Here is a 26,792-nt window from a genome sequence, read left to right as displayed (position 1 = left end):
GGGCGCATAAAAGCGCGAGAATGACGGCAAAAAAGTCAAATTCCTGACTCCGGTTTATCGTTATCGACGCATTGGTTCAGCTTGTCCATGCTTGAATACTTCTGTGCCTGACTCAATGCAGACTGTTTTCTGAACAATATGTTTGGCAGAAAGTTCCCGGCCCGGCAAATACCCCGGCGACATGCTGGTATGAGGTAACACTTGCCCGTTAACCCGTTTCTTGGCACTGTGCGGCCATGACCGACATCCCCATTTTTGCAGCGACAACCCGCTACCAGATCGCCGCCTGGCTGCTGATGGCGGTCGGATTGCTGTTTACACTGATGTTTCACCTGCTCCCGTCGCTGTTGGCAGGGTTGCTGGTGGTACAACTGGTACACATGCTAGCGCCGCGTTTTGTGATCGGCCGTCTCGATCATGCCTGGGCCAAGGTGCTGGTGGTCTCCCTGATCACGCTGACGGTGCTTGGCGTGTTGGGGGGATTCACCGCCGCCGTGATTCTCTATTTGCGTACCGAAGGCGGGTTGGCCGGGCTGCTGACAAAAATGGCCGAAATCATCGAGAACTCCCGCCAGCTGCTGCCGCTGTGGGCGGCCGCCTGGTTGCCACAGGGGGATGGATCGGTCACCCGGGCGGGGCTAGTCGAATGGCTGCGCACTCATGCAATGGATATCCGCAAATTCAGCGGCGATGCCGGACGCGTCCTGCTGCATTTCATCATCGGTCTCATCATCGGCAGCTTTATCGCCCTGCGCGAAGCGCGCCCGTCCCTGAAGCTTGCGCCACTGGCGCAAGCCATGTGCGAACGGGTCTCCCGCCTGGGCGAGGCGTTCCGCCGCGTGGTCTTCGCGCAGATGCGCATCTCGGCCTTGAACGCGCTGCTGACCGGGATTTACCTGATGCTGGTGCTGCCCGCCTTCGGCGTGCATCTGCCGTTCACCAAGACCATGATCGTCGTCACTTTCCTCGTTGGCCTGCTGCCGGTACTGGGCAACCTCGTGTCCAACACGATCATCGTCATCATCTCGCTTTCCCATTCGCTGCATGTGGCGGCTGCATCCCTGGCGTTTCTGATCCTCATCCACAAGCTCGAATATTTCGTGAATGCCCGTATCATCGGCGGGCAGATCCAGGCGCGGGCGTGGGAATTGTTGATCGCCATGCTGGTGATGGATGCCGCGTTCGGCGTGCAGGGCGTCATCGCCGCGCCGATCATTTACGCCTATATCAAAAAAGAACTGTCCGACAGGGAGTTAATTTAAGCATGTCCAACGACACCGAATCACTCGTCATCACTGCCAGCGGCGAGGACAAAATCGGCCTGGTGGAAGGATTCACGCGCCGCATTTCGGATAGCGGCTGCAATATCGAGGAGTCGCGCATGGCCGCGCTCGGCGGGCGCTTTGCGCTGCTGATGCGGGTGTCGGGAAACTGGGATGCCCTGGCCAAACTGGAGGCGCGCCTTCCTGGCGTCGCAGAGGAGCTCGGCCTCTCGCTGACCCAGCAGCGCACCCGCCCGACACGCGCCGACAAGCCGCTGATTCCCTACACCGTAGAAGTTGCCGCGCTCGACCAGCCCGGCATCGTCAACAGCCTGGCCAATTTCTTTGCACGCCTGCATATCAACATCGAGGCGCTCGACACCGAAACCTATCCGGCACCGCATACCGGCGCACCGATGTTTGCCGTCCACATGACGCTCGGTATTCCCGCTGACACCCATATCGCCACGCTGCGCGGCGATTTTCTCGACTATTGCGACGACCAGAATCTCGACGCGACATTTGAACCGGTACGGATGTGAGGACGATTACGATGGGGCGACGGGACCACGCAAGGCGAGTCGGTCAGACCATTCTGCTGGCGCTGGTGTTGCATGCCGGGGCCGCGCAGGCGGGGCCGTATTCCGACGATCTGGCCAAATGCCTGGTCGAATCGACGACGGCGGCCGACAAGAATGCGCTGGTCAAATGGATGTTCGCCACCGCGGCCCTGCATCCTGCGGTCAAATCGATCGCGGCGGTCACCGATGCAGAGCGCGCCCAGTCAACCCGGTCCACGGCGGAGTTGTTTGTGAAGCTGCTGACCGAATCGTGTCGCGCACAGGCGCAACAGGCCGTGAAATACGAAGGCGCCACCGCATTGCAGACCGGCTTCCAGATACTGGGTCAGGTCGCCGCCCGAGAATTGTTCGCTGACCCGAACGTGGCCCAGGGCCTGGCGGAACTCGAGCAATACATCGACAACCGGAAAATCGAGCAGGCCCTCGCGCCACAGCGATAGTCCGGCGCAGTTCCGGTTCCAGCCTGCCTCTGCGTAAGAGAAAGGCACACCGGATCATTCGTCGGCGCTGACGCCGAGCTCGATGTAATACATCGGCATGACCTCGGTCTCGGGGTTCTTCCGCGGCTGACTGCGTATCAGCGCCGCCTCGACGCGCGCGGCCTGCAGGGCCGTGCGGTCGAGCACGATGGGATAGAGCCGGTAGTGCTTCTCGATCAGTTCGGCCTGCTGGAATGCGCAGGACTCGAGCCGGCCGCGAACGGCAATGTCGAGATGCGGCAGCAGCAGCATCCACGGTGCCTGCCAGGCGTGGTAATCATGCACAAGCCGGGTGTGCGCCTTGTCCATGCCGACAGTGGAGATGAACAGTTGCGGAAAGGCGTCCGCCTCGAGCACGCGGCCGCGCAGGTGATCGCCGCCCTTGAGCGTATGCAGTCCCAGCCCGGCGCCGTCGTCCGAGCGGCGGAACCATTGCACCACGCCGCTGGCGAGGCTGTTTACATGGCGCGTCAGGTACTCTCCGGCGGGCTCGTCGAGATCGGCCACCGCCGAGCTCCCGAAATGTTCCTGTGCCGCCATGCCGGCGCGCCAGTCGAGCGGGGGCTTGGTGTCGGTCTCGAGGTCGGTGCGCACACTGTGCAGCAGCGCGAGCGGCTGGTCGTGCCGGTCGAGTAGCCAGAGCTCGAACTGGTCGCGAAAGGCGAAGGGTACCTCGCGATGCACTTTGAGCAGGTGCTCGTAGACCACGGCGCCCATGTCTTCCAACCGCTTGAAATCGTCCGAGGGAAAGAGCGGGCCGCGTTTCAGGCCTTTTTCCGTCGACCAGTGGCCATAGCGGATGTCGGAAATCTGCGCGCGCCGGCCGTCACGTCCCAGACCGTCGAGCAAGGCGTCGTTGGCCACATAGATGTCCCACTCGACGCCGTCGGTCGTCACCGCCTCGGCCGACTGGTATCGGATCGTGTGCACCACCCCGCGAAACGGGTTGAGCAGGCGCTGGGCGTAGCATTCGATCTGCATGGGCGGGAGCTCTCCTTGGCGATTGGCGATCAATTAGGCGGTGGCGGGCGCGCCGTCGACGTGTCGTGGGTTGCTGTGCTCATCCAGGCGAACAGCGAGGCGCGCATGGCCTCCTCCACCGGCATGTCGATCTGCTGCACCCAGACCCGCGGCACAAAGACGGTATATCCGCCGATCATGTAGCCCATCGGCAGATAGACCGCCACGCGGTCGCCCTGCAGGAAACCGGCGGGCAAGGTGTCGACGCTTTGGCGCGTGATCAGTCCCACGACTTCGAGCGCCTGTCCCGGAATCTTCAGGACGACAACCGTTTGCTGCACCGCCGCATCGCGGCGGGGCGAAAAATAATCGGCAAAATCCTTGAGCGACGAATAAATGCTCTTTACGACGGGCAGGTTGGTGAAGGGCAATTCCACCAGCGACAGCAGCTTGCCCACGCCGGGCTGCGATACGAGGATGCCGAGCAGGAAAATACAGGCCACGCCCAGCCCCAGCCCCATTCCCGGCACGTAATATTCGCCGATCAGGGGGCGCGTCAGTTGCATGGCCAGCGTCTCGCTCCAGTGCAGAAAGACGTACAGCAGGTAGACCGTCAAGCCGAGCGGCAGCGCAGTGAGCAGTCCGCGGAAAAAATACTGGGAGATGCGTTTCATCGGTGTCGGGGCCGGGGCGGCAGCTATCATTTCATCCTGTCCCGTTAGCATAGCAGTGACGGACGTACGAGCCATGGGAGGAGGACCGGCTGGTCGAAATGCGCGTTGATACGACCGGCCCGCCGCCCCACAAAATATTTGTGCGATGAGGCTTCAGTCCCGGGTGGCGTTGCCGATTATTCACGTGATGCGTCCAAGTCTGTTGTGGGGGAATGTAGCGTGCTGAATCGTCTTGTCGGAATGTGGTCGGGTAATCGGGAAAATACAGTCGCGCCACCGCCGCGCGTCGAGGCCGTCGAGCCCGAGCCGGCGGCCAGACCGACTGGCAAAGCGCCGTCGGTCATGCGCCGCGAGGCCATGCTGGGACGCGACCAGCGCGTCGCGGGCTATACCTTCATGTTGCGTCGCACGGCCGACGAACATCCCGATCCGAACCTGCCCGATGTGCAGCGCCTCTACGACGAAACCCTGCTGGGCAACCTGCAGCGCATGGATATCGCGCGCCTGCTGGGGCAACGCCTGGCCTTCGTGCCGATTTCGCCGGCGACCCTGGACCACCCGCTCATCGAGGAATGGCCCGCTACCGGCACGGTCTGGCTCCTGAACATCGACGCCCGGGCCACGGTGGACACGCCTCTGCTGGCCCGGTTGGCTGAACTGAAAACGCGTGGGTTCAGTTTTGCGGTGCAGGCGGATGCGGCCATCCGCCCCGAGCACCATGCGCTTATGCCGCATATGGATTATGTGGTGATGGATGTCAGCAGTGAGGACATTCCCGCCATCACCACGCAAATCGCCGCCGTGTCCAAACTGGCTGCGGGCAAGCGGCTGGTCGCGACCGACGTGCAGACGCTGGAAGCGTTCCACATGTGCCACAAGCTGCAGTTCGCGCTGTTCATGGGGCCATTCATCACCCGTCGCGAAAATCTCGGCAACCCGGTCATGGGGCCGTCGCGCGCCAAGGTGCTGGACTTGATGAACCGGGTGCGTACCGGTGCCGAGCAGCCGGAACTGGCTGCCCAGTTCCGTCACGACCCGGCGTTGTCGGTACGTCTGCTGCGCTACGTCAACTCGCCCGGCATGGGCCTGATGAACAAGATCGGCGGCATCGAACAGGCATTGATGGTGATGGGGCAGGACAAGCTCTATCGCTGGCTGACGCTGATCCTGTTTACCGGCGGCCAGACTCAGGAACTCGACCAGGCCGTTTTGGAAAATGCCCTGGTGCGCGGCCGAGTGGCCGAACAACTGGCCGGTCGCGCCCTGTTTGCCAAGGCGCGCGACGAAATTTTCGTCGCCGGGCTGTTTTCCTTGCTGGATGTCGTGATGCACATGCCGATGGAGCAGGTACTGAAGCAGATCAGCCTGCCGGCCGAGATCACCGAGGCCATCGTATCGCAGCGCGGGCCCTATGCGCCCTATCTGGCGCTGGCCATTGCCTGCGAACGGGACGACCAGAGCAGCATCGAAGCCCTGGCCAAGCAGATCGGACGCGACGTGGCCGACATCAACGGTGTGCACATGGATGCGCTGTTGTGGGCGCAGCAGCTGTCCGGTGACGTATGATCTGACATGTCGACTGCTCCGGACGCCGCATGGTGTGTCTACATGCTGCGCTGCGCCGACGGCACGCTCTACACCGGCATCACCACCGACATCGCCCGTCGCGTCGCCGAGCATAACGGCGAAGGCGGCCTGGGTGCACGGTACACCCGCAGCCGGCGTCCGGTGCAACTGGTTTACGTCGAAGCCGCAACCGATCGCGCCGAGGCGGCGCGGCGCGAAGCGGCGATCAAGCGCCTGGACCGCGTGCACAAGCTGGCGTTGTGCGCATCCGGCCGATAGCCCCCACCCACTCAGCCTTTCAGACGCTGCTGCAACTGCGGCATGGCCCCTTCGACGGCACGCCGCCCGGCACCGATCGCGACATCGCCCTTGTGAAACTCCATCAACCCCAGATCCGCGAGCAGCGGCGTCACCATCACGTCTGCCGGCTCGCCGGCCAGCCGGCTGCGCGTGATCAGTACCTGCATGATGTTGATGCTGCTTGCCAGCACGTCGAGCACGGCCGGCGGTTTGGGTCCACTGCCGTGGTTGAGGCCGAGTTGCGACATGCCATCCTGGATGCGTGCCATCACGCTGTCGGTCAGTGTTTCAGGTTCTGTCGCGGCGCGCTGGCGCGTCTTGCTCTTGGCCGGCCGGGGTTTGAGGTGGCGGCCGAGCAGATCGGCGTTCAGATCGACTGCAATCACGAGGTCGGCGCCCATCGCCCGGCATAGCGACACCGGAACCGGGTTGACCAGGCCGCCATCGACCAGCCAGTTGCCGTCGTGCAACGCAGGCGTGAATAGCCCGGGCAGCGCGATCGAGGCACGCACCACATCCGTCACCCTCCCCTCGCGCAGCCAGATTTCGCGACCGCGTTGCAGGTCGGTGGCGACGGCGCCGAACGGGCGGGCCAGTTCGCGAATGTCGCGATCGACGAAATGGCTGCGGAAGAACTCGATCAGCCGGTCGCCCTTGATCAGCCCGCTGCCGAGCGAAAAATCCAGGAAGCCCATCACGGTCTGCAGGCGCAGGTTGCGCACCCATGTCTCCAGTCGGTCGAGTTCGCCGCCGACATAGGCGGCGCCCACCAGTGCACCGATGGAGGTGCCGCAGACCAGGTCGGGTTCGATGCCGGCTTCCGCCAGCGCGCGTATGACGCCGATATGTGCCCAGCCGCGCGCCGAGCCGCCACCGAGCGCCAGACCGATAAGGGGAGGTTTGCTCACGATGGGGTCAATCCGCCTCGCGTTCGATGCCGCAGCATTGGACCCGTTCGCCGGCCGGCTCGCTCAGGATGGCGCCGGTGACCGGGTTGGGACGGAACACGGTGCAGCCTTTGAGGCCCAGCGCATGCGCCTGCCGATAGAGATCCTCGAAACGCTCGAACGGGATGTCGGCGGCGACATTGATGGTTTTCGAAATGGCGTTGTCGACGAAGGGCTGGAGCGCTGCCTGCATGTGCAGATGGGCGATTGGGTCGATCTGCTGCGCTTCGATCAGTGCAGGCGGCAGGCCTGTATGGCCTTGCTGCTGCCACAGATGGGCGGCGTAGTCGACCACGCGATGGGTGTGATACTGGCCGTCCGCTTCTAGCACGCGGCGCTCCGCTTCGGCGGAGAAAATCGGCTCGATGCCGCTGGAAAGATTATTGGCGAGCAGGCTGATGGTACCGGCCGGCGCGATGGCCAATACATGGCTGTTGCGGATGCCGTGTGCAGCGATGGCGTCGCGAATGCCGGCCGGCAGGCGGGTGGCGAAACCGCTTGCCAGGAAAGCGTCGCGCTCGAAGGCAGGAAACGCGCCTTTCTCGTGCGCGAGCTCGATCGACGCCTGGTAAGCATGGTCGCGCACCGCCTGCATTACCTGCGCGGCCAGGCGCTGCGCGGCTGCGCTGTCGTAGCGCAAGCCCAGTAGCACCAGTGCGTCCGCCAGTCCGGTGATGCCGAGGCCGATGCGGCGTTTCAGGCGCGCTTCCTGCGCCTGAGCCGGCAGCGGGTAGCGCGAGACGTCGATGACATTGTCGAGAAAGCGCACTGCGTGCGCTGCCGCGTCGGCCAGTGCGGCGAGATCGAGACGCGCGTGGGCGGCAAAGGGTGCCGTTACGAAGGCGGTCAGATTGAGCGAGCCGAGATCGCAGGCGCCGTAGGGCGGCAGGGGGATCTCGCCGCAGGGATTGGTGGCGGTCAAGGTCTCACGGCCCGCCAGCGTGTTGTCGCGGTTGATGGTGTCGGTAAACAGCACGCCAGGTTCAGCAGTGTCGTAGGCGGCGCGCAGGATGCGCTGCCACAGTGCGCGCGCCTTCACCGTGCGCCTGCTGGCGAAGCCGGGAAACACCAGCGGCCAGTCGCGGTCCCCGGCCACTGCCGCCATGAAGGCGTCGCTCACCAGTACCGACAGATTGAAATGCCGCAGCATTGCGGAGTCGCGCTTGGCGTCGACGAAGGTCTCGATATCGGGATGGTCGCAGCGCAGCGTCGCCATCATGGCGCCGCGCCGCGCGCCGGTCGACAACAGGGTCGCGCACATCGCGTCCCAGATGTGCATGAACGACACCGGCCCGGACGCGATGCTGCCGGTCGCCTGGGCCACCATGCCAGCCGGGCGCAGGGTGGAAAAGTCGTAGCCCACGCCGCCGCCGTGCTGCATGGTGAGTGCGCCTTCCTTCAGCGCCTCGAAAATGTGCTCGAGGTCGTCGGCGATCTCGCCCATGACGAAGCAGTTGAATAGCGTCACCCGGCGGCCGGTGCCGGCGCCGGCAAGAATGCGCCCGCCGGGCAGGAAGCGGAAATCGTCCAGCAGCGTGGCGAAACGTTCGGTCCATTGTTCACGCCTGTCCGTTTCGGCCTGCGCGATCGCCTGCGCCACGCGCCGCCAGCTGGCGCGGATATCGGGCTCGCCTGTGGCACGGTAGCGGGTTTCCCAGATATGGCGGGAGATATCCATGCTGAATGGGTCGTTCGTCTTCATGCGGATACGATGTCAGGCGGCGTTTGAGGCATTATCTGCCTCCTAACGTTTTCTGGGCAGCGGTCCTTTGGATATAGCTGCTTTGTTCCTGACCATGATGGACTCGCCCCACCCATATTCCACCCTGACCCCAGACTGTGCCCTCGACGCGCTCGACAGCACCGGCCTCAAGGCCGACGGCCGTCTGCTGGCCTTGAACAGCTACGAGAACCGCGTCTACCAGATGGGCGTCGAAGACGCGCAGCCGGTCGTCGTCAAGTTCTATCGTCCCGAACGCTGGAGCGACGAAGCAATCCTGGAGGAACATGTCTACACGCAGGACCTGGCCGAGCGTGAAATCCCGGTGGTGGCGCCGCTGACTTTGAACGGCGTCACGCTCCATCGCCACGCCGGTTTCCGCTTTGCAGTCTATCCTAAACAGGGTGGTCGCATGCCCGAGTTCGACCGTGCCGATGCCCTTGAATGGATGGGCCGCTTCCTCGGACGCATTCATGCGGTCGGGGCGACGACCGCTTTCGCGCACCGGCCGGCACTCGATCTGGAGACCTTCGGTTACGCGTCGCGCGATTTCCTGCGTCAGGGCCGCTGGCTGCCGGCCGACCTGATCGCCGCATGGGACAGCGTGGTCGAGCATGCGCTTGCCAGCGTGGCGTACTGTTATGAACGCGCCGGTCGGGTGCATGCCATCCGCCTGCACGGCGACTGCCATGCCGGCAACGTGCTGTGGACCGAGGCCGGACCGCATTTCGTCGACTTCGATGACAGCCGCATGGGGCCGGCGGTGCAGGATCTATGGATGCTGTTGTCCGGCGAACGCGAGGAGCAACAGGCGCAGATGAACGCGATCCTGACGGGCTACGAGGACTTCATGGAATTCGATCCGCGCGAACTCCATCTGGTCGAAGCGCTCAGAACCTTGCGGCTGATCCACTATGCGGCCTGGCTGGCCCGGCGCTGGGACGACCCCGCTTTCCCTGCTGCGTTTCCGTGGTTCAATACGCAACAGTATTGGCAGGCGCGCATCCTCGAATTACGCGAGCAGATCGCGCTGATGGACGAGCCGCCGTTGGCGGCTTGATGAGGACAAAGGTATGTGCGGCATAGCAGGTGAATTTCGCTTCGACAACACGGCACCCGATGCGGCAGCGATGGCGCGGATGCTGGCCAGGTTGGCGCGGCGCGGGCCCGATGCCGAAGGCCAGCACACCGATGGACCCGTCCGCCTGGGCCACCGGCGGCTGGCGATCATCGACCTGTCGCCGCGCTCGCGCCAGCCGATGGTCGACGCCGCCAGCGGCACCGCGCTGGTGTTCAACGGCACTATCTACAACTACCCGGAACTACGTGCCGAGTTGATCGATCTCGGCCATGTTTTTCATTCCGACGGCGATACCGAAGTCATCCTGCGCGCCTACCTGGAGTGGGGCGAGGCCTGCGTCGAGCGCCTGCACGGCATGTTCGCGTTCGCCATCTGGAATCGCGAGGAACTGTTCCTGGCGCGCGACCGCCTTGGCATCAAGCCGCTGTACTACAGCGAAAACCTCGGCCGCTTCCGCTTCGCTTCGACGCCCCAGGCCTTGATCGCCGCAGGCGGCGTCGACACCAGCATCGACGCGGTGGCGCTGCACCACCTGTTCACCCTGCATGCGGTGGTGCCGGCGCCCCGTACGATCCTCAATGGTATCCGCAAGCTCGCCCCCGGCACCACGCTGACGGTGAATGTGCGCGGCGAACTCTGCCACCGGAAATACTGGTCGCTGAAGGCGCAACGTCCGGCCCAGCCGAAAACCGAAGCCGAGTGGACCGAGGCCATCCATGACAGCCTGCGCCAGGCGGTGAAGAAGCGCATCGAGATCGCCGACGTCAAGGTCGGGGTCTTGCTCTCCGGCGGACTCGATTCGAGCCTGCTGGTAGCCCTGCTGGCCGAACAAGGCGTGCCCGACCTGATGACCTTCTCGGTCGGCTTCGAGGATCAGCCGGAAGAGCGTGGCAACGAGTTCGAATATTCCGACCCGGTGGCAGCCATGTACGGCACCCGCCACCACAAGTACCTGATCCCCAATTCGGAGGTGCTGCGTCGCCTGCCCGAGGCCGTCGATCAAATGTCCGAACCGATGTTCGCGCAGGATGCGGTGGCCTTCTATCTCCTGTCCGAACAGGTCAGCAGGACGGTCAAGGTGGTGCAGAGCGGACAGGGCGCCGACGAGGTGTTCGGCGGCTATTTCTGGTATCCGCGCATGGCGGCGGAAACGGACGGGACCCCCCTGGAGCGCTTCCGCCGCCACTACTTCGACCGCGACCACGACGAGTTCCTGGATATGGCGATGCCGGCCTATCACGGCCCGGATTACACGGCAGAAACCATCGCGGCGCATTTGACGGAACCTTTCGCCGATGACTTCATCGATCAGGTATTGCGCATGGACACGACCATGCTCATCACCGACGACCCGGTGAAGCGGGTCGACAACATGACCATGGCCTGGGGGCTGGAGGCGCGCGTGCCCTTTCTCGACCATCATCTGGTGGAACTTGCCGCGGCGATGCCCGCCGAACTGAAGCTGGCATCCGAGGGCAAGCACGTGCTGAAGAGCATTGCGCGCGGCTTGATCCCGGACGCGGTGATCGATCGCAAGAAGGGCTACTTTCCCATGCCGGCGCTCAAGTTCGTGCGAGGAGATTTTTTGTACTTCATGCAGGACATATTGAATTCCCAGGCCTGCCGCGAGCGCGGCCTGTACCAGCGCAGTTACGTGAACAGGCTGCTGGATGCGCCGGAGAAGCACCACACCCGCATCCAGGGCAGCAAGCTATGGCACCTGGCGCTGCTCGAATACTGGCTACAGAAACATGCGTAGAACGTTCTTGTTCCTGGCTCTGCTGGCGGCAGGCCCGGTTCAGGCGCAGGACGACTTCGACAGCTGGCTCGGCGCCTTCCGCCAGGATGCCAGGGCGCAGGGCATTTCCCCGGCTACGCTCGACGCCGCACTGTCAGGCGTCGTGCCGGACGCCCGCGTGATCGAACTCGATCGCCGCCAGCCTGAATTCCTGCAGACCTTTTCCAATTACCTGGAACGGCGCGTCACGCCGGCCCAGGTGGCGCGCGGTCAGGCCCAGCTGGAGCAGCACGCGGCGCTGCTGGATGCGGTCGAGCAGAAATACGGCATTCCAAAGACCGTGCTGGTGGCGTTCTGGGGACTGGAAACCCGCTACGGCGAGGTCCAGGGCAGCCTCAACGTGCCGACGAGCCTGGCCACGCTGGCCTGGGACGGGCGGCGCAGCGGGTTCTTCCGCAACCAGCTGCTCGACGCGCTGCGCATCATCGACGCAGGACATGTCAGCGCGACCGACATGAACGGTTCCTGGGCGGGCGCGATGGGCAATATGCAGTTCATGCCATCGACTTTCCGCGCCTATGCGGTGGATGGCGACGGCGACGGCCGCATCGACGTGTGGCAGTCGCTGCCTGATGCCCTATACTCCGCCGCCAATTACCTGCAGCAGGCAGGCTGGCACGCGAACGAGCCGGTGGCGATCGAGGTGCGGCTGCCGGAGGGATTCGACTGGCGTCAGGCCAGGGTGGCGCACCGCTTGCCGGTAGCGGACTGGAAGGCGCTGGGCGTCCAGGCGGCGGATGCGGACGCCCTGCCCGAGGTGGCCGGACGCGCCGCCGTCGTCCTGCCGCAGGGCTGGCAGGGGCCGGCCTTCATGGTGTTCGACAATTTCGACGTGGTGATGAAATGGAACCGCTCGCAGAACTACGCGCTGGCAGTGGCGCTGCTGTCGCACCAGTTGGCGGGAGGCCATGCACTGGCCGCGCGTGAAGGCGAAGCCGGGGCGCTCAGCGTCGAACAGTTGAAAGCGATGCAGCAGGCGCTCAACGAAATGGGCTTCGACGCCGGCACGCCGGACGGTCTGCTCGGGCCGCGCACGCAAACCGCGATCCGCGTATATCAGGCCCTGCACCAGCTGCCGGTCGACGGCTATCCTGCACCGAGCGTGCTGGCGCATGTCGAGCAGGCCCATGCCGCCGCCGCCGTGGCAGGCAAACTCACGCTGGCACCCGCGCCGACCTTTGCCGAGTCCAGCGGCCTGCCCTGACGCATCCATACGGCAACTGTGATATTTTTTAGCCGTTCAATCCAGGAGACGAAGGGTGAGTGACGCGCGCAATGTATTGGGAGGCCTGCTGCAGGTGTGCAGCGTATCGCCGATGACCGGTTTCGTTCGCGATGGCGTCTGCCATACCGGCCCGCAGGATCTCGGCAGCCATACCGTCTGCGCGCAGATGACCGATGCCTTCCTGCAATATGCGCAAAGCCGCGGCAATGACCTCGTCACGCCGATTCCGGAATATGGCTTTCCAGGCCTAAAGGCCGGCGACCGCTGGTGCGTGTGTGCCGCGCGCTGGCTCGAAGCCGCCGAGGATGGCATGGCGCCGCCGGTGGTGTTGGATGCGACCCATGAGCACACCCTGCAGACGGTCGCCTTGGCGGACCTCAAGTATCACGCCCTGCGCTATCCCGATTACCCCGGCCAGTTGTCCCCCGAATCATGAGCCTGGTCTGCTGGAAATGCGGCGCCAGCCTGGCCGGCATGCCGTTGCCGCTGGCGCGCCGCGATACCTGCCCGAGCTGCCGCGTCGACCTGCACGTCTGCAAGCTGTGCCGCCACTACGATGCGCACCGCGCCGGCCAGTGCCGCGAGCTGGCGGCCGACCGGGTCGCCGACAAGACGCGCGTCAACGATTGCGGCTGGTTCGTGCCGCGGCCGGAAGCCTATCGGGGTGGCGGTGCAGTGATGGCACAGCCCGGCCGTAGCGCGCTCGATGCGCTGTTCTCGAACGCATCCGGCACGAACCAGCCGGCCGACGGCGAACCCGACAAGCCGGTTCCCCCGGCTTCGCTCGACGACCTGTTCAGGAAATAAGCGGCTGCCGCAGCTGCCGTAGCGCCTGCCACTCGTACAGCAACAGGCCCGCGCCGATCAGCGCGATGCCGGCCCAGCCGATGCCCGGGATGCGTTCGTGGTTGAGCGTCTGGCCGAGCAGCAGCGCCGACACCGGCGTGACCAGCATGATCAGTGCAATGCGGCCGGCGTCGAGATGCTTGATCATGTAGTAGTACAGCGTGAACCCCACCACCGAACCGAGGATGCCGAGGTAGACGATGGCGGTCCCGGCGCGTAGCGTGGTCGTCGTCGGCAGTTGCGCGGCGTCGGTAATCATCCAGGCCAGCACGAAGCAGGGCACGGCCACCCCGAGCGAGCCGGTGGTGATGGCGAGCGACGAGGCCCGCAGATTCAGGCGCTTGATCCACACCAGCCCCAGCGCCTGCAGCGCCATGCCGGCCACCACGGCGAGCGTGCCGAGCGTGGCATGGCTGTCACCTGGCCACGGCTGGCCGAAGATCAGCCACAGGCCGGCCAGCGCCAGCCCTAGCCCGCCGATGCGCAGCGGCGTGAGCGTGCGTTCGGCGAGCCACAACGCGGCAAACACGCCGGTGACCAGCGGCGACAATCCGAAGATGACCGAAATCAGCCCCGATGGAATATGCAGCGCGCCCCAGTAGGTGAGCAGCATCGACGCGAACAGCGACAGCCCGCTGATCGCATACAGCCGGCGCGCGGCCGGGGTGAAGGGAAACGCGGTGCGGGTGGCGAGCAGCAGTACCAGGCAGACCGCCAGGCCGATCAGCATGCGCGCCATCACTGCGAAGCTGAAGCCGGCGCCCTGCGCGCTCCACTGGATGGCGAGCGGCGTGGTCGACCAGATGAGGATGACGCCGAGATAGGCGGCAGGAACGGACATCGGGCGCCCGGCTCAGAGCATGTAGTCGCCCGCGCGTTCGGGCTGATAGGGAATGTCGATGATGCGCGCGCGCACGGTCTGCCCGCCCGGCACGCACCATTCGATGTGCTGGCCGACCGCCAGGCCCAGTACGGCGATGCCTGCCGGTGCGGCCACCGACAGCTGATCCGGGCGGCCGGTGAAGTCGCGCGGATACACCAGGGTCATCTCGACTTCCCGGTCCGCCGGTTCGAGCACGAAACGGATGCGCGAATTCATCGTCACGACGTTGGGCGGCATCGCTTCGGGGCAGGCGATCTGCGCGCGATCGAGTTCCTCTCGCAGCGCTTCCACCCCGGGCTGGTCGCCCGGCAAGCCGGCGAGCATGGTTTCGAGGCGCTCCAGGTCGAGTTCGGATACGGTGATGGCGGGACGGGTCGTGATTTCCATGGCGGTCTCCTGGAACAAGTCTGAAAAATGAAAACCGCCCGGGCCGAAGCCCGGGCGGTATATGCGCAAAACTATAGCACCGAAGGGGAAACCGGACCAGCCTGCAACTAGGCGGCAGGCGGCAGGGTCTCGAGGCTCTCTGCGGCGATCTCGCGTACGTCCGCGTCTTCGTCCGTCAGCCGCGCGTCCAGCCAGGTGCGTGCGGCGGCATCCCCGGTCAGCCCCAGGTAATGGCAGGCATCGGCACGCACCCGTGCGTCGGCGTGTTGCGATAGTTCGCCCAGACGCGGCAGCAACCCGCGCAACGTGTCGCTGCCGGCAAAGTTTTCCAGCAGCACGCCGGCGCCTAGCCGCACATTGAGGCTGGCCTCGACATTGCCGACGATGGGCAGTACCGCCGCAAGCAGCGAGGAGTCGGCTTCGATCAGCGCCTGCGCATGCGGCAGCTGGCCTTCCTTCAGCAGCATGTGAAACCAGTCGGCCAGGCCGGCCTCGCTGTCCGCCTTGGCCGCCCATTCGGCGAGTTCAGCCGGGCTGCGCATGCCGGCGAGTTCGATGCGGCCGAGCCGCAGCCACGGCACAGTCCAGACGCCGAGTGCCTGCCCCGCTTCGGGGTGAACGTTCAGGTTCACGGCTTCGAGGCGTCCGATCGCGCCCCGCTTCACCAGGTCGGCAAGCGCCGACAACATGGCCGAACAGTACGGGCATTGGGTGGAAATGAGCAGCAGGGCGTCGGGAGCGGACATGGCAGCGTGAATCCGGTACGGTGGAATCGGCAGATAATGGCAGGATGGAATTTACCATCCTCCCTGTCACCCCGTATCAACAAAACTGCTCGCTGGTATGGGACGCCGATGGCCGTGCGGCCTTGATCGATCCGGGCGGCGAGGCCGCACGCCTGCTGGGCGAGGTGCAATCGCGCGGCCTCGCGCTGGAAAAAATCCTACTCACCCACGGCCACCTCGACCACGTCGGCGCAGCAGTCGAACTGCGCGAAACCCTTGGCATCCCCATCGTCGGCCCGCAGCGCGAGGAGCAGTTCTGGCTCGACCTGCTGCCGCGGCAGGCCGAGCTGTTCGGGTTTCCACCTGCGGCGGCGTTCACGCCCGACCAATGGTTGAGCGACGGCGATCGGGTGGACGTGGGGTCCATCCGTTTCGACGTGCTGCATTGTCCCGGCCATACGCCCGGCCATATCGTGTTCTATCAGCCGGATGCGCGGCTCGCCTTCGTTGGCGACGTGCTGTTCAAAGGCTCGATCGGCCGTACCGATTTTCCGCGCGGCGACCATGCAGCCTTGATCGCCGTCATCCGCGAAAAGCTGTTCCCGCTTGGCGACGATGTGCGCTTTGTGCCGGGACACGGGGCAATGTCCACGTTCGGCCACGAGCGCCTTGAAAATCCCTTTGTCGGCCAGTCGGCGGATTGATCCCCGTGTCGCAGCTTCTCATCAGCGAAAGGAGACCGAGATGAACCCTTCCCGATTGTCATGTGCCCTGTTCCCGGCCGCGCTGATGCTGGCGGTCGCTGCGCAGGCGCAGGACCTCTCCGTCATCGTCGTTCCGCCGCCCGAAGCGCCCGCGCTCACGCAGACCGCGCAAGCCCTGGTCGACGCTGCCAATGCGCGCGTGCCGCAGCTCGACACGGCGGGCCTGCTGACGCAGCTGAAGATACAGCCGGAAACGGTGGTGCTCGACGTGCGCACCCCGGTCGAAGTCGACTACTCGGGCCACATCGCGGCAGCGCATTTTTTCAATATCACGCGCGGTCTGCTGGAATTCAGGATCGAAGCGGCGGTACCGGACAAGGCCACGCCCATCGTCGTCTATTGCGGCGTCAGCCAGCGCAGCCCGCTTGCGGCCGACACGCTGATCAAGCTTGGCTACACGAACGTGAAGAACTACCGCGACGGCTTCGTCAACTGGAGGCGCGCCGGCCTGCCGATCGAGTAGCCCAACCAGCGTGGGACGAGGCTCAAAGCGGCGTGATGGCACCGGCCAGCGCGCCGGCGGCGTCGGCCGTGGCATGGCCGCGGTCACGGCGCGGGTTGTACTCGACGATCTCCATCGCCACGAAGCCCGGGTCGCCGCGCAGACGAGAGAGCACGGCGGCAAGCTCGGCGCGGCGCAGGCCGCCGGGCACCGGCGTGCCCACGCCCGGTTCCTCCTCGGGATCGAGCGCATCCAGATCCACGCTCACGCCGAAACCGGCGGTGCCCTGCCGCACGATGGCGAGCGCCTCGTCGAATACCGTGGCGAGCCCGCGTCGGCGCACTTCGTCCATCTCGAACACGCGCACGCCCAGCCGATGCAGCAGCGCCGCCTCGCCCGCCTCGTAGCTGCGCACGCCGATCAGGCACACGTGCTCGGGCAGTAGCTTGGCTTCCGCGCCGTCGATCGACGTGAGCGCCGCCTCGCCGTGGCCGAGCAGGACGGCCAGCGGCATGCCGTGGATCTGTCCGCTCGGCGTGGTGGCGAAGGTGTGGCTGTCCATGTGGGCGTCGATCCAGATCAGGCCGAGCGGCCCCCGGTCGGCCAGCACACGATGCACGCCGCTCCAGGTGCCGATCGCGCAGGAATGGTCGCCGCCGACCACCAGCGGAAAATTTCCTGTCTGCAGTATCCTTTCCACTTCGGCAGCCAGCCGTTCGCCGAGCGCCCTCACCGCGTGTAGCGGCGTGTCTTGTGCTTCGCGCGGCATGCGCAGGATCGCATCCCATTCCACATGCTGCAGCGGCGTGTCGTGAAAGACGCGGTAATGGCGCAGCGCGTCCGGCCCTTCGGCAGTGGCCGCATCGGGTGCGCCGGCGCCGCTGGCGGCGCCGATGACGATGATGTTGCGTGAGGAAAAAACGGAGGCCGGGTTCATGCTGTCAGCCTAGCAGGCGCGGCGGCTTATCCCAGCCCGCCCAGATTCACGTATTTGCTTTCCAGGTATTCGTCGATGCCGCTGCGCCCGCCTTCGCGCCCCAGCCCCGACTGCTTGACGCCGCCGAACGCCACCTCGGCGGTGGAAATCAGCCCGGCGTTGATGCCGACCATGCCGTAATCGAGCTGCTCCGCGAGCCGCCAGGCGCGGCCGAGGTCGCGCGTGTAGGCGTAGGCGGCGAGCCCGAACTCGGTGTCGTTGGCCATGCCGATCACCTCGACTTCGTCGGCGAAGCGGATCAACGGCGCTACCGGGCCGAAGGTCTCGTCGCGGCAGATCTGCATGTCGGGCGTGCACGGGCTCAGCACCGTCGGCTGGAAGAACAGTCCGCCAAGCGCGTGGCGATGGCCGCCGGTGAGGAGCGACGCGCCGTGGGCGAGGGCGTCGGCGATGTGGGCTTCGACTTTCTGCAGTGCGGCGGCGCTGATCAGCGGGCCGGTTTCCACGTCCGGCGTGAAGCCCTCGCCCACTTTCAGCTGCGCCACCGCGGCGGCGAATTTTCCGGCGAAGGCATCGAAGATTCGGTCCTGCACGAACACCCGGTTCGCGCACACGCAGGTCTGCCCGCTGTTGCGGTACTTGCTGGCGAGCGCGCCCGCCACCGCCGCGTCGAGGTCGGCATCGTCGAACACGATGAAAGGCGCGTTGCCGCCGAGTTCGAGCGACACGTGCTTGACTGTGCCGGCGCTCTGCGCGAGGAGTTGCTTGCCCACTGCGGTCGAGCCGGTGAACGAGACCTTTCTGACCAGCGGATGCGATGTCAGCACGCTGCCGATGGTTGCCGCGTCGCCGGTGACCACGTTCAGCACCCCCGGCGGCAAGCCCGCGCGCTGCGCCAGCTCGGCCAGCGCCAGCGCGGTGAACGGCGTCTGCGACGCCGGCTTCGCCACCACCGTGCAGCCGGCGGCGAGCGCCGCGCCGGCCTTGCGCGTCAGCATCGCGGCGGGAAAATTCCACGGCGTGATCAGCGCCGCCACGCCGATGGGCTGCTTCAGCGTGAACATGCGCCGGTCAGGCCACGGCGACGGCACCACGTCGCCGTAGACCCGCCGCGCCTCCTCGGCGAACCACTCGATGAAGCTTGCCGCATAGTCGATCTCGCCGCGCGCTTCAGTGAGCGGCTTGCCCTGCTCGGACACCATGATGGTGGCGAGATCGTCGCGGTGGGCGAGGATGAGGTCGAACCAGCGGCGTAGCAGCTGTGAGCGCGTCTTGGCGGTTTGGTCGCGCCAGCCGGAAAAGGCGGCATGAGCGGCTTCGATGGCGCGTTCGGTGTCGGCAGTGCTGCAACTCGGCACGTGGCCGACGAGCTCCGCATTGGCCGGGTCATGAACGGCGAAGCGGGCGCCGTTAGCGGCGTCTTGCCATTCGCCGTCGATCAGTGCCTGTTGCCTGAACAGTGTGGAATCGCCGAGCATCATCCCGTGAGCGTGTGCAGATCGCCTGTGAATTCAGGATTGCGCGCTGCGGGACGCGGCCTCAACCATTGCTTCGAGCAGGCCGCCCAGCGCCCGTCCCGAACCATCGCTTGCCGCCAGTGGCTGCAGCACGATTCCGCGCGCTTCGCACGCTTCGGCATCGACCCGGGCAGGTCCGGTGACGACAATGCGCTTCAGCTTATGCAGCTGCCCGATGGCTCCCGCATCGATCGGGCATGCATGGGTGATTGCGGTCGTTGCCCAGAACAGCCGTGGCACGATGTCGGCCGCCTCGGTGTCCGGGTACTCGCTCCAGTTATGCTCGAAGCTCGGGATCGGCAGTTCGTCCGCGGTAAAGGCGGCGCGATCGAGGTAGACGACGCGCTCCTTGCCGCTCACTTGCCGTTGCCGTGGTTTTCGCCGGTCAGCCGCTCGAGCGCGCGCATGAGCGCCGAGGAATCGAGTTCGCTATCGCCCGCACCCATCAGCGCATTCATCTGCTGCGCGATCAGCGCGGCGCCCGGCAGCGGGGTGGCGGTTTCCTGCGCGTTGTCCATGACGATGGCCATGTCCTTGTGGTGCAGTTTGACCTTGAAGCCGGGCTTGTAGTTGGAGTCGAGCATGCGCTGGCCGTGGACTTCGAGGATGCGGCTGCCGGCGAAGCCGCCCATCAGCGCCTCGCGCATCTTCACCGGGTCGACGCCGTTGCGGCGCGCGAGCAGGATGGCCTCGGCGACACCCTCGAAGGTGAGGCCGACGACGATCTGGTTGCAGCATTTGACGACCTGACCGGCACCGTGGCCGCCGACATGGACGACGTTCTTGCCGAGCACCTCGAACAGCGGGCGCACCTTCTCGAAGATGGGTGCTTCGCCGCCGACCATGATGGACAGCGTGCCTTCCTTGGCGCCGGTCTCGCCGCCTGACACCGGGGCGTCGAGCATGTGCACGCCGCGCTCTGCCAGCGCGGCGGCGATGCGGCGGGTGGCGGCAGGCGACACGGTGCTCATGTCGACAATGGTGTGGCCGGGCTTGGCGCCGTGCACCAGGCCGCGGTCGCCGAGGATGATCTGCTCGACGTCGGTAGTGTCGGAGACGACGGTAAAGCTGATGTCGGCCTCGGCGGCCACTTCGGCAGGCGTGCCCTTGCCGAGGGCGCCGGCGACCAGCATGGGTTCGATACGGTCGAAACGGCGGCCGTAGACGTAGAGTTGGTGCCCGGCGCGCAGGAGATTTTCCGCCATGGGGCGGCCCATGATGCCGCTGCCGATAAATCCGATTTTCATGATGCAAGTTCCTTCAGCAGCCATAACCAGAATGGCAGCGTAACCAATCCCGTCAGCGTTGACCAGCCCATGATGAGGCCGGCCAGGCGGGTGTCGAGCCCGAAGCGGTCGGCCAGTGCGATGACCATCACCATGGTCGGCATGGCGGCCTCCAGGACACCGGCTTCGCCGGGTTCGGTGAGGGGGCCCGGCCATGCCAGCGCGACGCCGAGCGCGAGCAAGGGCATCAGCGCCAGCTTGATGAGCAAGGCTACGGAGACGGCTTTTTGCGGGCGCAGGTCGTGCCAGGGTATGGTCAGGCCGAGTACGAACAGCATCAGCGGAATGGTCGGGCTGCCGGCCAAGCGCGCGGCCTCCACCAGCGGGTCGAGGTGCGCGCCGGACAGGTTGACCGCGATGCCCGCGGCGAATCCCCATACCGGCGGCAGGTTCAGCCACATCCGCAGAAACGAGGCGTGTTCGGTGTGCTTGCCGCAACGGAAGGCGATCCATACGCCGAGCGACCACACCAGCGGCGTGGTCGCGAGCATGTCGGCGAAGAAGGGATAGCGCGCGCCGCGTTCGCCGAAGACCGTGGTGAGGAAGGGGTAGCCGAAGAACAGGACGTTGCCGAACCCGGCGGCCAGCATGACCGCGCCGCGTTGCGGCCGCGACAGACCGTGGCCGAGCGGGGTGGCGAACAGCGCCAGTGCGGCGAGCCCCAGGCCGGCCAGCGTGGCGACGCCGAGAATCAAGGGCACCTGCAACAGGTTCAGGTCGACCGTGGCCGCGGCACCGGCCGAAAAGAACAGCACGGGCGCGAAGAAATTCAGCACCAGCCGGTTGATCTCGCCGCGCAGGCCGACGATGGAAATGCCGCTTTGCCAGCGTGGCCAGATGCCGCCCGCGGCGATCAGCAGGGACAGGGGCAGCAGCGTTTTCAGCAGCAGTTGCTGGGCGAGATCGGCAGACATGAAACGAGATGTCGGGCGGACGGGGCGGCCATCATAACGCGTGTCGCCCGGGTTCCGGCGGGATCCGATCCGGCTAAGGTGGCCGTCAAATGAAACGGGCTTTCACGGGACGATGAGCCCGTGAAAGCCCGTTGGGCCGGTGCCGGGAGGCGTCAGGTACGGGACGCGGCGGTATAGTGGGTTCCGGTGTTGCGCGGAAGATTGGTTTCTTCCAGCCAAGCCTTGATGCGTGCGGCGTCTTTGGCGCGGCTGTTGTTGCCGCTGGAGTCGAGCAGCACGATGATGACGTCGCGCTGCGCCACCTCGGCCTGCATCACCAGGCAGTGCCCGGCTTCATTGATGAAGCCGGTTTTCGACAGGCCGATATGCCAGTCGTCCATGCGTGTCAGGCGGTTGGTGTTGTTGAAGGCAACGGTGCGGTAGTACACCTTTGCCTGCTGGTGGTGCTTCTTCTTCAGCACCACGCGCTGGGTCCCCAGCGTGTACTGGCCGGTCGCGGTGATCTGGCGGATTTCGGGATAGTTCTGATAGGCGTAATCTGCAAGCTTGGCGAGATCGAGCGCAGTCGAGCGGTTGCTGCTCGACAGGCCGGTGGGTTCGACGTACACGGTGTCGTGCATGCCCAGCACGCGCGCCGTGCGGTTCATGGTGGCGATGAAGCGGTCGAGGCCGCCCGGGTAGGAGCGGGCCAGCGCGTGCGCCGCGCGGTTGTCGGAAGCGATCAGGGCAAGATGCAGCAGCTGTTCGCGGGTGTAGTGGGCGCCGATCGCCAGACGCGAGCCGGTGCCCTTGATGGTGTCGCGGTCATCGGACGTGATGGTGATGTGCTCGTCCAGAGGCTGACCGGCGTTGATCACCAGCATCGCCGTCATCAGCTTGGTGATCGACGCGATCGGCGTCTGCATGGTGGCGTTCTTGGCCAGCAGCGGCCGTCCACTGGCCTGGTCGTACACCAGTACGGACTGCGCATTCAGCTCGGGCATGGACGCAGGTTCGGGCTGCGATTGCGGGGCGGCGACCGGCTTGTCCACTTCAAGCGCGGTGTTGCCGTCGAGCGCGGCAGCGCCGGTATGTACGCACAGCAAAATCAATCCGGTCAGAACAACTTTCATGTGCATTCTGCTTTAAAGAAGGGTGACGAAAATATAACAGCTATAGCGAATTACGGACATGCAGACCAAAACTTGAAAACAACAGTTCGGGGCGCCTGCCCAATTATTTTAAGTCCTAGATTGACGGTGTAACAAAATTTATTATATATAGCAATGACATGGGAGAACTTCCGAATAATTTACTAAAGAAATCGGGGCTAACAGCATGTCAGTGCGCCCCCGGCGTGGTGGCCGAGGCGCTGGAGCTCCTGATGCGAGGCGAGGCCGCGCAGGCGGAGTTCGCCGCCTGCGTGCGCTGTGATCCCGTATTGGCGCTGCGATTGCTATTGCTGCCGGTCGATTTCTGCGCGCAGCCGGACCTGCTGCGCGCACTGCTATTGGCCGCGCCAGTTGCGACGGGCGCGGCGCAGGTGAGCTATGTGGGCCGCTGGCGGCAGTCGATCGGGGTGGCGCATCTGGCGCAGGCCCTGGGCGTGCGGTCGGGCGCGGTGGATGCCGAGGCCGCCTGGACGGCCGGCCTCGCTCACAATCTGGCGGACTATCTCGACACGGACATCATGCCGCCGGCCCATGCGGCCGACTGGCTGGAGGCGCTCGACACCGACGGCTGGCTGGCCGATGCGGTGCGCTATCACGCCGAACCGCTGGCGCGCGGGCGCGCCGCCCATCCGCTGGTGCGCATCGTCCAACTGGCCTATCAGCTGGCGACGCGTGCCGATGCGGTGGACAGCGTGGATGTGCGGGCCGCGCTCGCCGCCTTGCAGATGGGCGCGGGCGAAGCCGCTCAACTGCTGGCCGACAGCCAGGTTCAGGTACGCCAGCTGGCGCAGCGCTTCGGGCTGGTCGATGCCGTGGCGCAGTCGGCCAGCGGCGGATTCGACCGCCTCGCCCGCCTGTATGCCGCCCAGGCGGCCCAGTCCGCGCTGCATGGGCACTTCCGCCAGTCGGACGGGTCGTCCAGCCAGACTTTCGGGCTGTTGCAGGACAGCCTGCGCGCTCTGTTCGGGATCGAACATACCTGTCTCTTCGCCCCCGGGGTCGACGGCACTCTGCGATTGACCACGCTGATTCCGGCGGGAGCCGGTTTGCGGGCGCTGGCGATCCCTCCGGATGACGGCCACTCCGCGCTGCCTCGCGCGCTGGCACGCAGCGCGCCCCAGCAGTTCGAACGCGGCGAGGCAGATGCCGCGCTGGTCGACGAACAGATCGCTCGTTTGCTGGGCGTGGCGCGCTTTCTGTGCCAACCGCTGGCATTGCACGATGGTCAGATGGGTGTGCTGGTGGCAGGCGATGCCCTGCCCGGTCTGGGACTGTCGCCGCTGTGGCGGTTTACCCTGACTGAATGCAGCGAAGTGTTGCGACCGGCCGTCGTGCCGGCTGCCGCCCCGCCCGCCGCCCCGCCGTCCGTTGTGCCCGCCGCACAGAGCGACGATATTCCGCGCGACCGGGTGCGGCGGGCCGTTCATGAGGTGGCCAACCCGCTCACCATCATGCGCAATTACGTCAACCTGTTGTCCGAGCGCCTGGGTGCGGATTCGGCCGTGCAGCGCGACCTGGGCATCATCAGCGACGAAATCGAACGGGTGGCGCGTATCGTGCGCGGCATTACGCTGGCCGAAGAAATCGCGGTGCCTGCCGCGTCGCTCGAACTGGTGTCGGTCAACAGCGTGGTCTCCGAACTGGTGCGCATGGCCCTCGGCACCCTGTTCGCGCCGAACAAGGTCAACGTGCAGATCGACCTCAACCCTGACGTGCCGCCGATGCCGCTGCAAAAGGACCTGCTGAAGCAGGTGTTGTTCAACCTCGCCAAGAACGCAGTCGAGGCCATGCATACGGGCGGCCATCTCAAATTCATCACGCGGCTGGTTGCGGCCGACGGCCAGCGTCAGATCGAAATCGAAGTGGCCGATACCGGCCCCGGCCTGCCGGCCGCCGTCGCGTCGCATTTGTTCGAACCGGTGATCAGCGAAAAGGGCGGCGACCATGCCGGCCTCGGACTGACCATCAGCCGCAGCCTGGTCGAGCGTCTGAACGGCCAGCTCAGCTGCACCAGTACACCGCAGGGAACCCGTTTCCTGATCCGCCTGCCGACTTTGCAAAACGGCCAGGCCCCGCTCACAACAACACGCTACGGGTCTATGTAACCCGCGCTCAAGGAGAACACACGTGTCAGACGATCCCATCGAATCCTCCCCGCCACGCAGTACGGTCAGCACGTTTCCGGTGCGCCCACGCCTTCTGGTGGTGGACGACGAGCCGCTGATTCTGGAGGGGTTGACGCGCTTGCTGGCCACCCGTGATTACGACGTGGTGACCGCCAACGGCGGTTGCGACGCGCTGATCGCCATCGGCAAGCAGCAGTTCGACGCCATCCTGCTCGACCTCGGCATGCCGGATCTCAACGGCAACGAGGTACTGCGCTTCGTCGCCGACCGCAGCGCCGATACGCCGGTGATCGTGGTGTCGGGCGACAGCACCATCGACGCGGCGATCCGCGCGCTGCGCGGTGGCGCCGCCGATTTCGTGCGCAAGCCCTACGAACCCGAGGAACTGCTGCGGCGCATCGACAATACGCTGACGCGACGACGGCTGGAAAAGGAAAACAACCACATCCTGCAGCGCCTGCAGCAGTCGGAGAAGTGGCATCGCTTCCTGGTCAACAGTTCGCCCGACTTCATCTACACGCTGGATTGCGACGGCCGTTTCACCTTCGTCAACGACCGCGTCGAAAGCCTGCTTGGCTATCGCAGCGAGGAACTGCTGGGCCAGCATTACAGCCTGGTCATCCACGAGGACGACATCGCACGAGCCGAACACGTGTTCAACGAGCGCCGGGCTGGCGACCGCAGCGCGCGCAACACCGAAATCCGCCTCAAGTGCAATCCCGGATTGCGCCGCCCGCGCCTGATGAACGGCCGCTGCAAGTCGGTCGAGCTCACCGCGACCGGCATGTACGACGAAGAGGCGAGTCCGTTCGAGAAACGCTTCATCGGCAGCTACGGCGTCGCCAAGGACGTCACCGAGCGCAAGCAGGCCGAGGAAACCGTGCACTACCAGGCCTATCACGACCTGCTCACCGGCCTGCCCAACCGCGCGCTGTTCCGCGACCATCTCGGGCTCATGCTGGCGCAGGCCAAGCGCAACCAGAAACCGCTGGCGGTGCTGAGCCTCGACCTCGACCATTTCAAGGTGATCAACGATTCGCTCGGCCACACCATCGGCGACGAACTGCTGCTTGCAGTCGGTGCGCGCCTGCGCCAGTGTCTGCGCGAGGGCGACACGCTGGCGCGTCTGGGCGGCGACGAATTCGCCGTGCTGTTGCCCACCCTGGTGTCGCGCAGCGACGTCGAGCACATCTGCCGCAAGATCATCCAGGTGCTGTCCAAGCCGGTGTACGTCAAGGGCCATGAGATCTATATCTCGGTCAGCATCGGCGCCTGCGTCGCGCCGGAAGATGGCGACATGATCGACAGCCTGATTCGCCAGGCGGAAATCGCCATGTACCAGGCCAAATCGCAGGGCCGCAGTCGCCTCCAGTTCTGGGAATCCGGCATGCAGGCGCCCTACTCCGAGCGCATGCAGATCGAGGCCGACCTGCGCCGTGCACTGGCGCGCAACGAATTCGTGCTGTTCTATCAGCCGCAGGTCGACACCACGACCGGCGAGGTGCGCGGGTTCGAAGCCATGCTGCGCTGGTGGCATCCGCAGCGCGGCCTGCTGACGCCCGCCGACTTCATCCCGGTGGCCGAGGAGTCCGGCGTCATCGTGCCGATCGGCGACTGGGTGCTGCGCCAGGCCAGCGCGCAGATGGCCGACTGGCGCAAGGCCGGGTTGCCGCCGGTGCGCCTGTCGGTGAACATCTCGGCGCGCCAGCTCGAGAACCCCGATTTCGTCGACAGCGTCATGCGTGCCATCCAGGTGTATTCGCTGGACGGCCACCAGATGGAGCTGGAAATCACCGAGAGCCTGCTGATGCGCGACTTCGAGGCCAACGCGATCAAACTCGGCCGGCTCTCCGCTTCGGGCATCCGGCTGGCCATCGACGACTTCGGCACCGGCTACAGTTCGTTCAAATATCTTTCGCGCTTCCCGATCCACACACTGAAGATCGACCAGTCCTTCGTGCAGGACCTCGAGCGGGAAGAGAACATGTCCATCGTGAACGCCATGATCGCCATGGGGCGCGGCATGAATCTGAACGTCGTCGCCGAGGGGGTCGAAACCGAGGCCCAGCGTGCCAGCCTGCAGCAGATGCAATGCCACGAAGTGCAGGGGTATTACTACAGTGCCGCCATGTCCAGCCATGAAGCCACCACCCTGCTGGGCCGGCATGCGCGGGGCTTTGCGCAGGCGCAGCATCAGATCGCGGGTTGATTCCGGGATGCG

The 26,792-nt window shown here is 65.3% G+C and carries 27 protein-coding genes; 14 read left to right on the top strand and 13 right to left on the bottom strand.

Annotation, left to right across the window (positions count from 1 at the left end; translation table 11 throughout):
• The first annotated feature begins 236 nt into the window (after positions 1–236).
• From B058_RS0114625 to B058_RS0114615, 3 genes are read left to right on the top strand one after another with little or no spacing between them, the layout of a single operon-like run.
• Positions 237–1,262, top strand: coding sequence for an AI-2E family transporter (locus tag B058_RS0114625; RefSeq protein WP_018509241.1), 1,026 nt, complete (start codon positions 237–239; stop codon positions 1,260–1,262).
• Between the two features lie 2 nt (positions 1,263–1,264).
• Positions 1,265–1,804 carry a glycine cleavage system transcriptional repressor gene (locus B058_RS0114620; protein ID WP_018509240.1) on the top strand — a complete coding sequence of 180 codons (540 nt, stop codon included), beginning with the start codon at positions 1,265–1,267 and terminating at the stop codon, positions 1,802–1,804.
• An 11-nt stretch (positions 1,805–1,815) separates the two neighbouring features.
• Positions 1,816–2,283: a hypothetical protein gene (locus B058_RS0114615; protein WP_018509239.1), complete on the top strand. Its 468-nt coding sequence runs from the start codon at positions 1,816–1,818 to the stop codon at positions 2,281–2,283.
• Positions 2,284–2,337: 54 nt separating this feature from the next.
• Here B058_RS0114615 and B058_RS0114610 read toward each other — a convergent pair whose 3' ends face one another.
• Together B058_RS0114610 and B058_RS17060 are read right to left on the bottom strand one after the other, a co-directional pair.
• The gene (locus B058_RS0114610) at positions 2,338–3,303 is read right to left on the bottom strand and encodes a hypothetical protein (protein ID WP_018509238.1); all 966 of its coding nucleotides are present in this window, start codon (positions 3,301–3,303) and stop codon (positions 2,338–2,340) included.
• A gap of 29 nt (positions 3,304–3,332) precedes the next feature.
• Positions 3,333–3,956, bottom strand: coding sequence for a DUF502 domain-containing protein (locus B058_RS17060; protein ID WP_018509237.1), 624 nt, complete (start codon positions 3,954–3,956; stop codon positions 3,333–3,335).
• A 219-nt stretch (positions 3,957–4,175) separates the two neighbouring features.
• Here B058_RS17060 and B058_RS0114600 point away from each other — a divergent pair, with 219 nt between their 5' ends.
• The gene (locus tag B058_RS0114600) at positions 4,176–5,522 is read left to right on the top strand and encodes an EAL and HDOD domain-containing protein (protein ID WP_245539320.1); all 1,347 of its coding nucleotides are present in this window, start codon (positions 4,176–4,178) and stop codon (positions 5,520–5,522) included.
• 6 nt (positions 5,523–5,528) lie between these two features.
• Entirely contained in the window at positions 5,529–5,801 is a 273-nt protein-coding gene (locus B058_RS0114595) for a GIY-YIG nuclease family protein (protein ID WP_040724626.1), read from the top strand.
• A gap of 11 nt (positions 5,802–5,812) precedes the next feature.
• Here B058_RS0114595 and rssA read toward each other — a convergent pair whose 3' ends face one another.
• A complete protein-coding gene (gene rssA / locus B058_RS0114590; RefSeq protein ID WP_018509234.1) occupies positions 5,813–6,730 on the bottom strand; it encodes a patatin-like phospholipase RssA in 918 nt (305 codons plus the stop codon).
• Between the two features lie 7 nt (positions 6,731–6,737).
• A complete protein-coding gene (locus tag B058_RS0114585) occupies positions 6,738–8,471 on the bottom strand; it encodes an adenosylcobalamin-dependent ribonucleoside-diphosphate reductase (RefSeq protein WP_026240960.1) in 1,734 nt (577 codons plus the stop codon).
• A 94-nt stretch (positions 8,472–8,565) separates the two neighbouring features.
• Here B058_RS0114585 and B058_RS0114580 point away from each other — a divergent pair, with 94 nt between their 5' ends.
• Genes B058_RS0114580 through B058_RS0114560 form a run of 5 tightly spaced genes read left to right on the top strand, consistent with a single transcriptional unit; the run spans position 8,566 to position 13,400 of the window.
• The gene (locus B058_RS0114580) at positions 8,566–9,549 is read left to right on the top strand and encodes a serine/threonine protein kinase (protein WP_040724646.1); all 984 of its coding nucleotides are present in this window, start codon (positions 8,566–8,568) and stop codon (positions 9,547–9,549) included.
• Positions 9,550–9,562: 13 nt separating this feature from the next.
• Complete coding sequence (locus tag B058_RS0114575; protein WP_018509231.1) at positions 9,563–11,329, top strand: N-acetylglutaminylglutamine amidotransferase; 1,767 nt, start codon at positions 9,563–9,565, stop codon at positions 11,327–11,329.
• A complete protein-coding gene (locus B058_RS0114570; protein ID WP_040724622.1) occupies positions 11,322–12,572 on the top strand; it encodes a lytic murein transglycosylase in 1,251 nt (416 codons plus the stop codon). Before B058_RS0114575 ends, B058_RS0114570 begins: the two co-directional genes overlap by 8 nt.
• A gap of 55 nt (positions 12,573–12,627) precedes the next feature.
• Positions 12,628–13,029: a DUF2237 family protein gene (locus B058_RS0114565; protein WP_018509229.1), complete on the top strand. Its 402-nt coding sequence runs from the start codon at positions 12,628–12,630 to the stop codon at positions 13,027–13,029.
• Positions 13,026–13,400 carry a hypothetical protein gene (locus B058_RS0114560; protein WP_018509228.1) on the top strand — a complete coding sequence of 125 codons (375 nt, stop codon included), beginning with the start codon at positions 13,026–13,028 and terminating at the stop codon, positions 13,398–13,400. The genes B058_RS0114565 and B058_RS0114560 overlap by 4 nt, the downstream gene beginning before the upstream one ends.
• Here B058_RS0114560 and B058_RS0114555 read toward each other — a convergent pair.
• The 3 genes from B058_RS0114555 to B058_RS0114545 all read right to left on the bottom strand — a co-directional run bounded on the left by B058_RS0114555 (position 13,390) and on the right by B058_RS0114545 (position 15,455).
• Complete coding sequence (locus tag B058_RS0114555; protein ID WP_018509227.1) at positions 13,390–14,280, bottom strand: DMT family transporter; 891 nt, start codon at positions 14,278–14,280, stop codon at positions 13,390–13,392. The two genes, B058_RS0114560 and B058_RS0114555, sit on opposite strands and share 11 nt — an antisense overlap.
• A gap of 12 nt (positions 14,281–14,292) precedes the next feature.
• Complete coding sequence (gene rnk, locus B058_RS0114550; RefSeq protein WP_018509226.1) at positions 14,293–14,709, bottom strand: nucleoside diphosphate kinase regulator; 417 nt, start codon at positions 14,707–14,709, stop codon at positions 14,293–14,295.
• A 107-nt stretch (positions 14,710–14,816) separates the two neighbouring features.
• Positions 14,817–15,455, bottom strand: coding sequence for a HEAT repeat domain-containing protein (locus tag B058_RS0114545; protein ID WP_018509225.1), 639 nt, complete (start codon positions 15,453–15,455; stop codon positions 14,817–14,819).
• Positions 15,456–15,499: 44 nt separating this feature from the next.
• Between B058_RS0114545 and B058_RS0114540 the strand changes: the two genes are divergently transcribed.
• A complete protein-coding gene (locus tag B058_RS0114540) occupies positions 15,500–16,138 on the top strand; it encodes an MBL fold metallo-hydrolase (RefSeq protein WP_018509224.1) in 639 nt (212 codons plus the stop codon).
• 40 nt (positions 16,139–16,178) lie between these two features.
• On the top strand, positions 16,179–16,661 hold the full coding sequence (locus B058_RS17055) for a rhodanese-like domain-containing protein (RefSeq protein WP_018509223.1): 483 nt from the start codon (positions 16,179–16,181) through the stop codon (positions 16,659–16,661).
• Positions 16,662–16,683: 22 nt separating this feature from the next.
• On the opposite strand, the gene B058_RS0114530 is transcribed toward B058_RS17055, so the two are convergent.
• From B058_RS0114530 to B058_RS0114505, 6 genes are all read right to left on the bottom strand, one after another.
• The gene (locus B058_RS0114530; RefSeq protein WP_018509222.1) at positions 16,684–17,577 is read right to left on the bottom strand and encodes an arginase; all 894 of its coding nucleotides are present in this window, start codon (positions 17,575–17,577) and stop codon (positions 16,684–16,686) included.
• Between the two features lie 26 nt (positions 17,578–17,603).
• Complete coding sequence (locus B058_RS0114525; RefSeq protein WP_425425269.1) at positions 17,604–19,055, bottom strand: NAD-dependent succinate-semialdehyde dehydrogenase; 1,452 nt, start codon at positions 19,053–19,055, stop codon at positions 17,604–17,606.
• A gap of 33 nt (positions 19,056–19,088) precedes the next feature.
• Positions 19,089–19,454, bottom strand: a complete 366-nt coding sequence (locus B058_RS0114520; protein WP_018509220.1) for a Rossmann-fold NAD(P)-binding domain-containing protein — start codon at positions 19,452–19,454, stop codon at positions 19,089–19,091.
• On the bottom strand, positions 19,451–20,341 hold the full coding sequence (locus B058_RS0114515) for a 2-hydroxy-3-oxopropionate reductase (protein WP_018509219.1): 891 nt from the start codon (positions 20,339–20,341) through the stop codon (positions 19,451–19,453). The genes B058_RS0114520 and B058_RS0114515 overlap by 4 nt, the downstream gene beginning before the upstream one ends.
• Positions 20,338–21,294: an AEC family transporter gene (locus tag B058_RS0114510; protein WP_018509218.1), complete on the bottom strand. Its 957-nt coding sequence runs from the start codon at positions 21,292–21,294 to the stop codon at positions 20,338–20,340. The genes B058_RS0114515 and B058_RS0114510 overlap by 4 nt, the downstream gene beginning before the upstream one ends.
• A 152-nt stretch (positions 21,295–21,446) precedes the next feature.
• Positions 21,447–22,406 carry a D-alanyl-D-alanine carboxypeptidase family protein gene (locus B058_RS0114505; RefSeq protein ID WP_018509217.1) on the bottom strand — a complete coding sequence of 320 codons (960 nt, stop codon included), beginning with the start codon at positions 22,404–22,406 and terminating at the stop codon, positions 21,447–21,449.
• Positions 22,407–22,657: 251 nt separating this feature from the next.
• On the opposite strand from B058_RS0114505, the gene B058_RS0114500 reads away from it, so the two are divergent.
• Together B058_RS0114500 and B058_RS0114495 are read left to right on the top strand one after the other, a co-directional pair.
• Positions 22,658–24,550, top strand: coding sequence for an ATP-binding protein (locus B058_RS0114500; protein WP_245539319.1), 1,893 nt, complete (start codon positions 22,658–22,660; stop codon positions 24,548–24,550).
• A gap of 22 nt (positions 24,551–24,572) precedes the next feature.
• Positions 24,573–26,780, top strand: a complete 2,208-nt coding sequence (locus B058_RS0114495; RefSeq protein WP_018509215.1) for a two-component system response regulator — start codon at positions 24,573–24,575, stop codon at positions 26,778–26,780.
• Positions 26,781–26,792 lie beyond the last annotated feature (12 nt).

It is taken from the genome of Thiobacillus thioparus DSM 505 (assembly GCF_000373385.1).
GTDB lineage: Bacteria > Pseudomonadota > Gammaproteobacteria > Burkholderiales > Thiobacillaceae > Thiobacillus > Thiobacillus thioparus.
The sequence above is the reverse complement of the archived record's forward strand: the minus strand, read 5'-3'. Positions and strand labels throughout refer to the sequence as shown.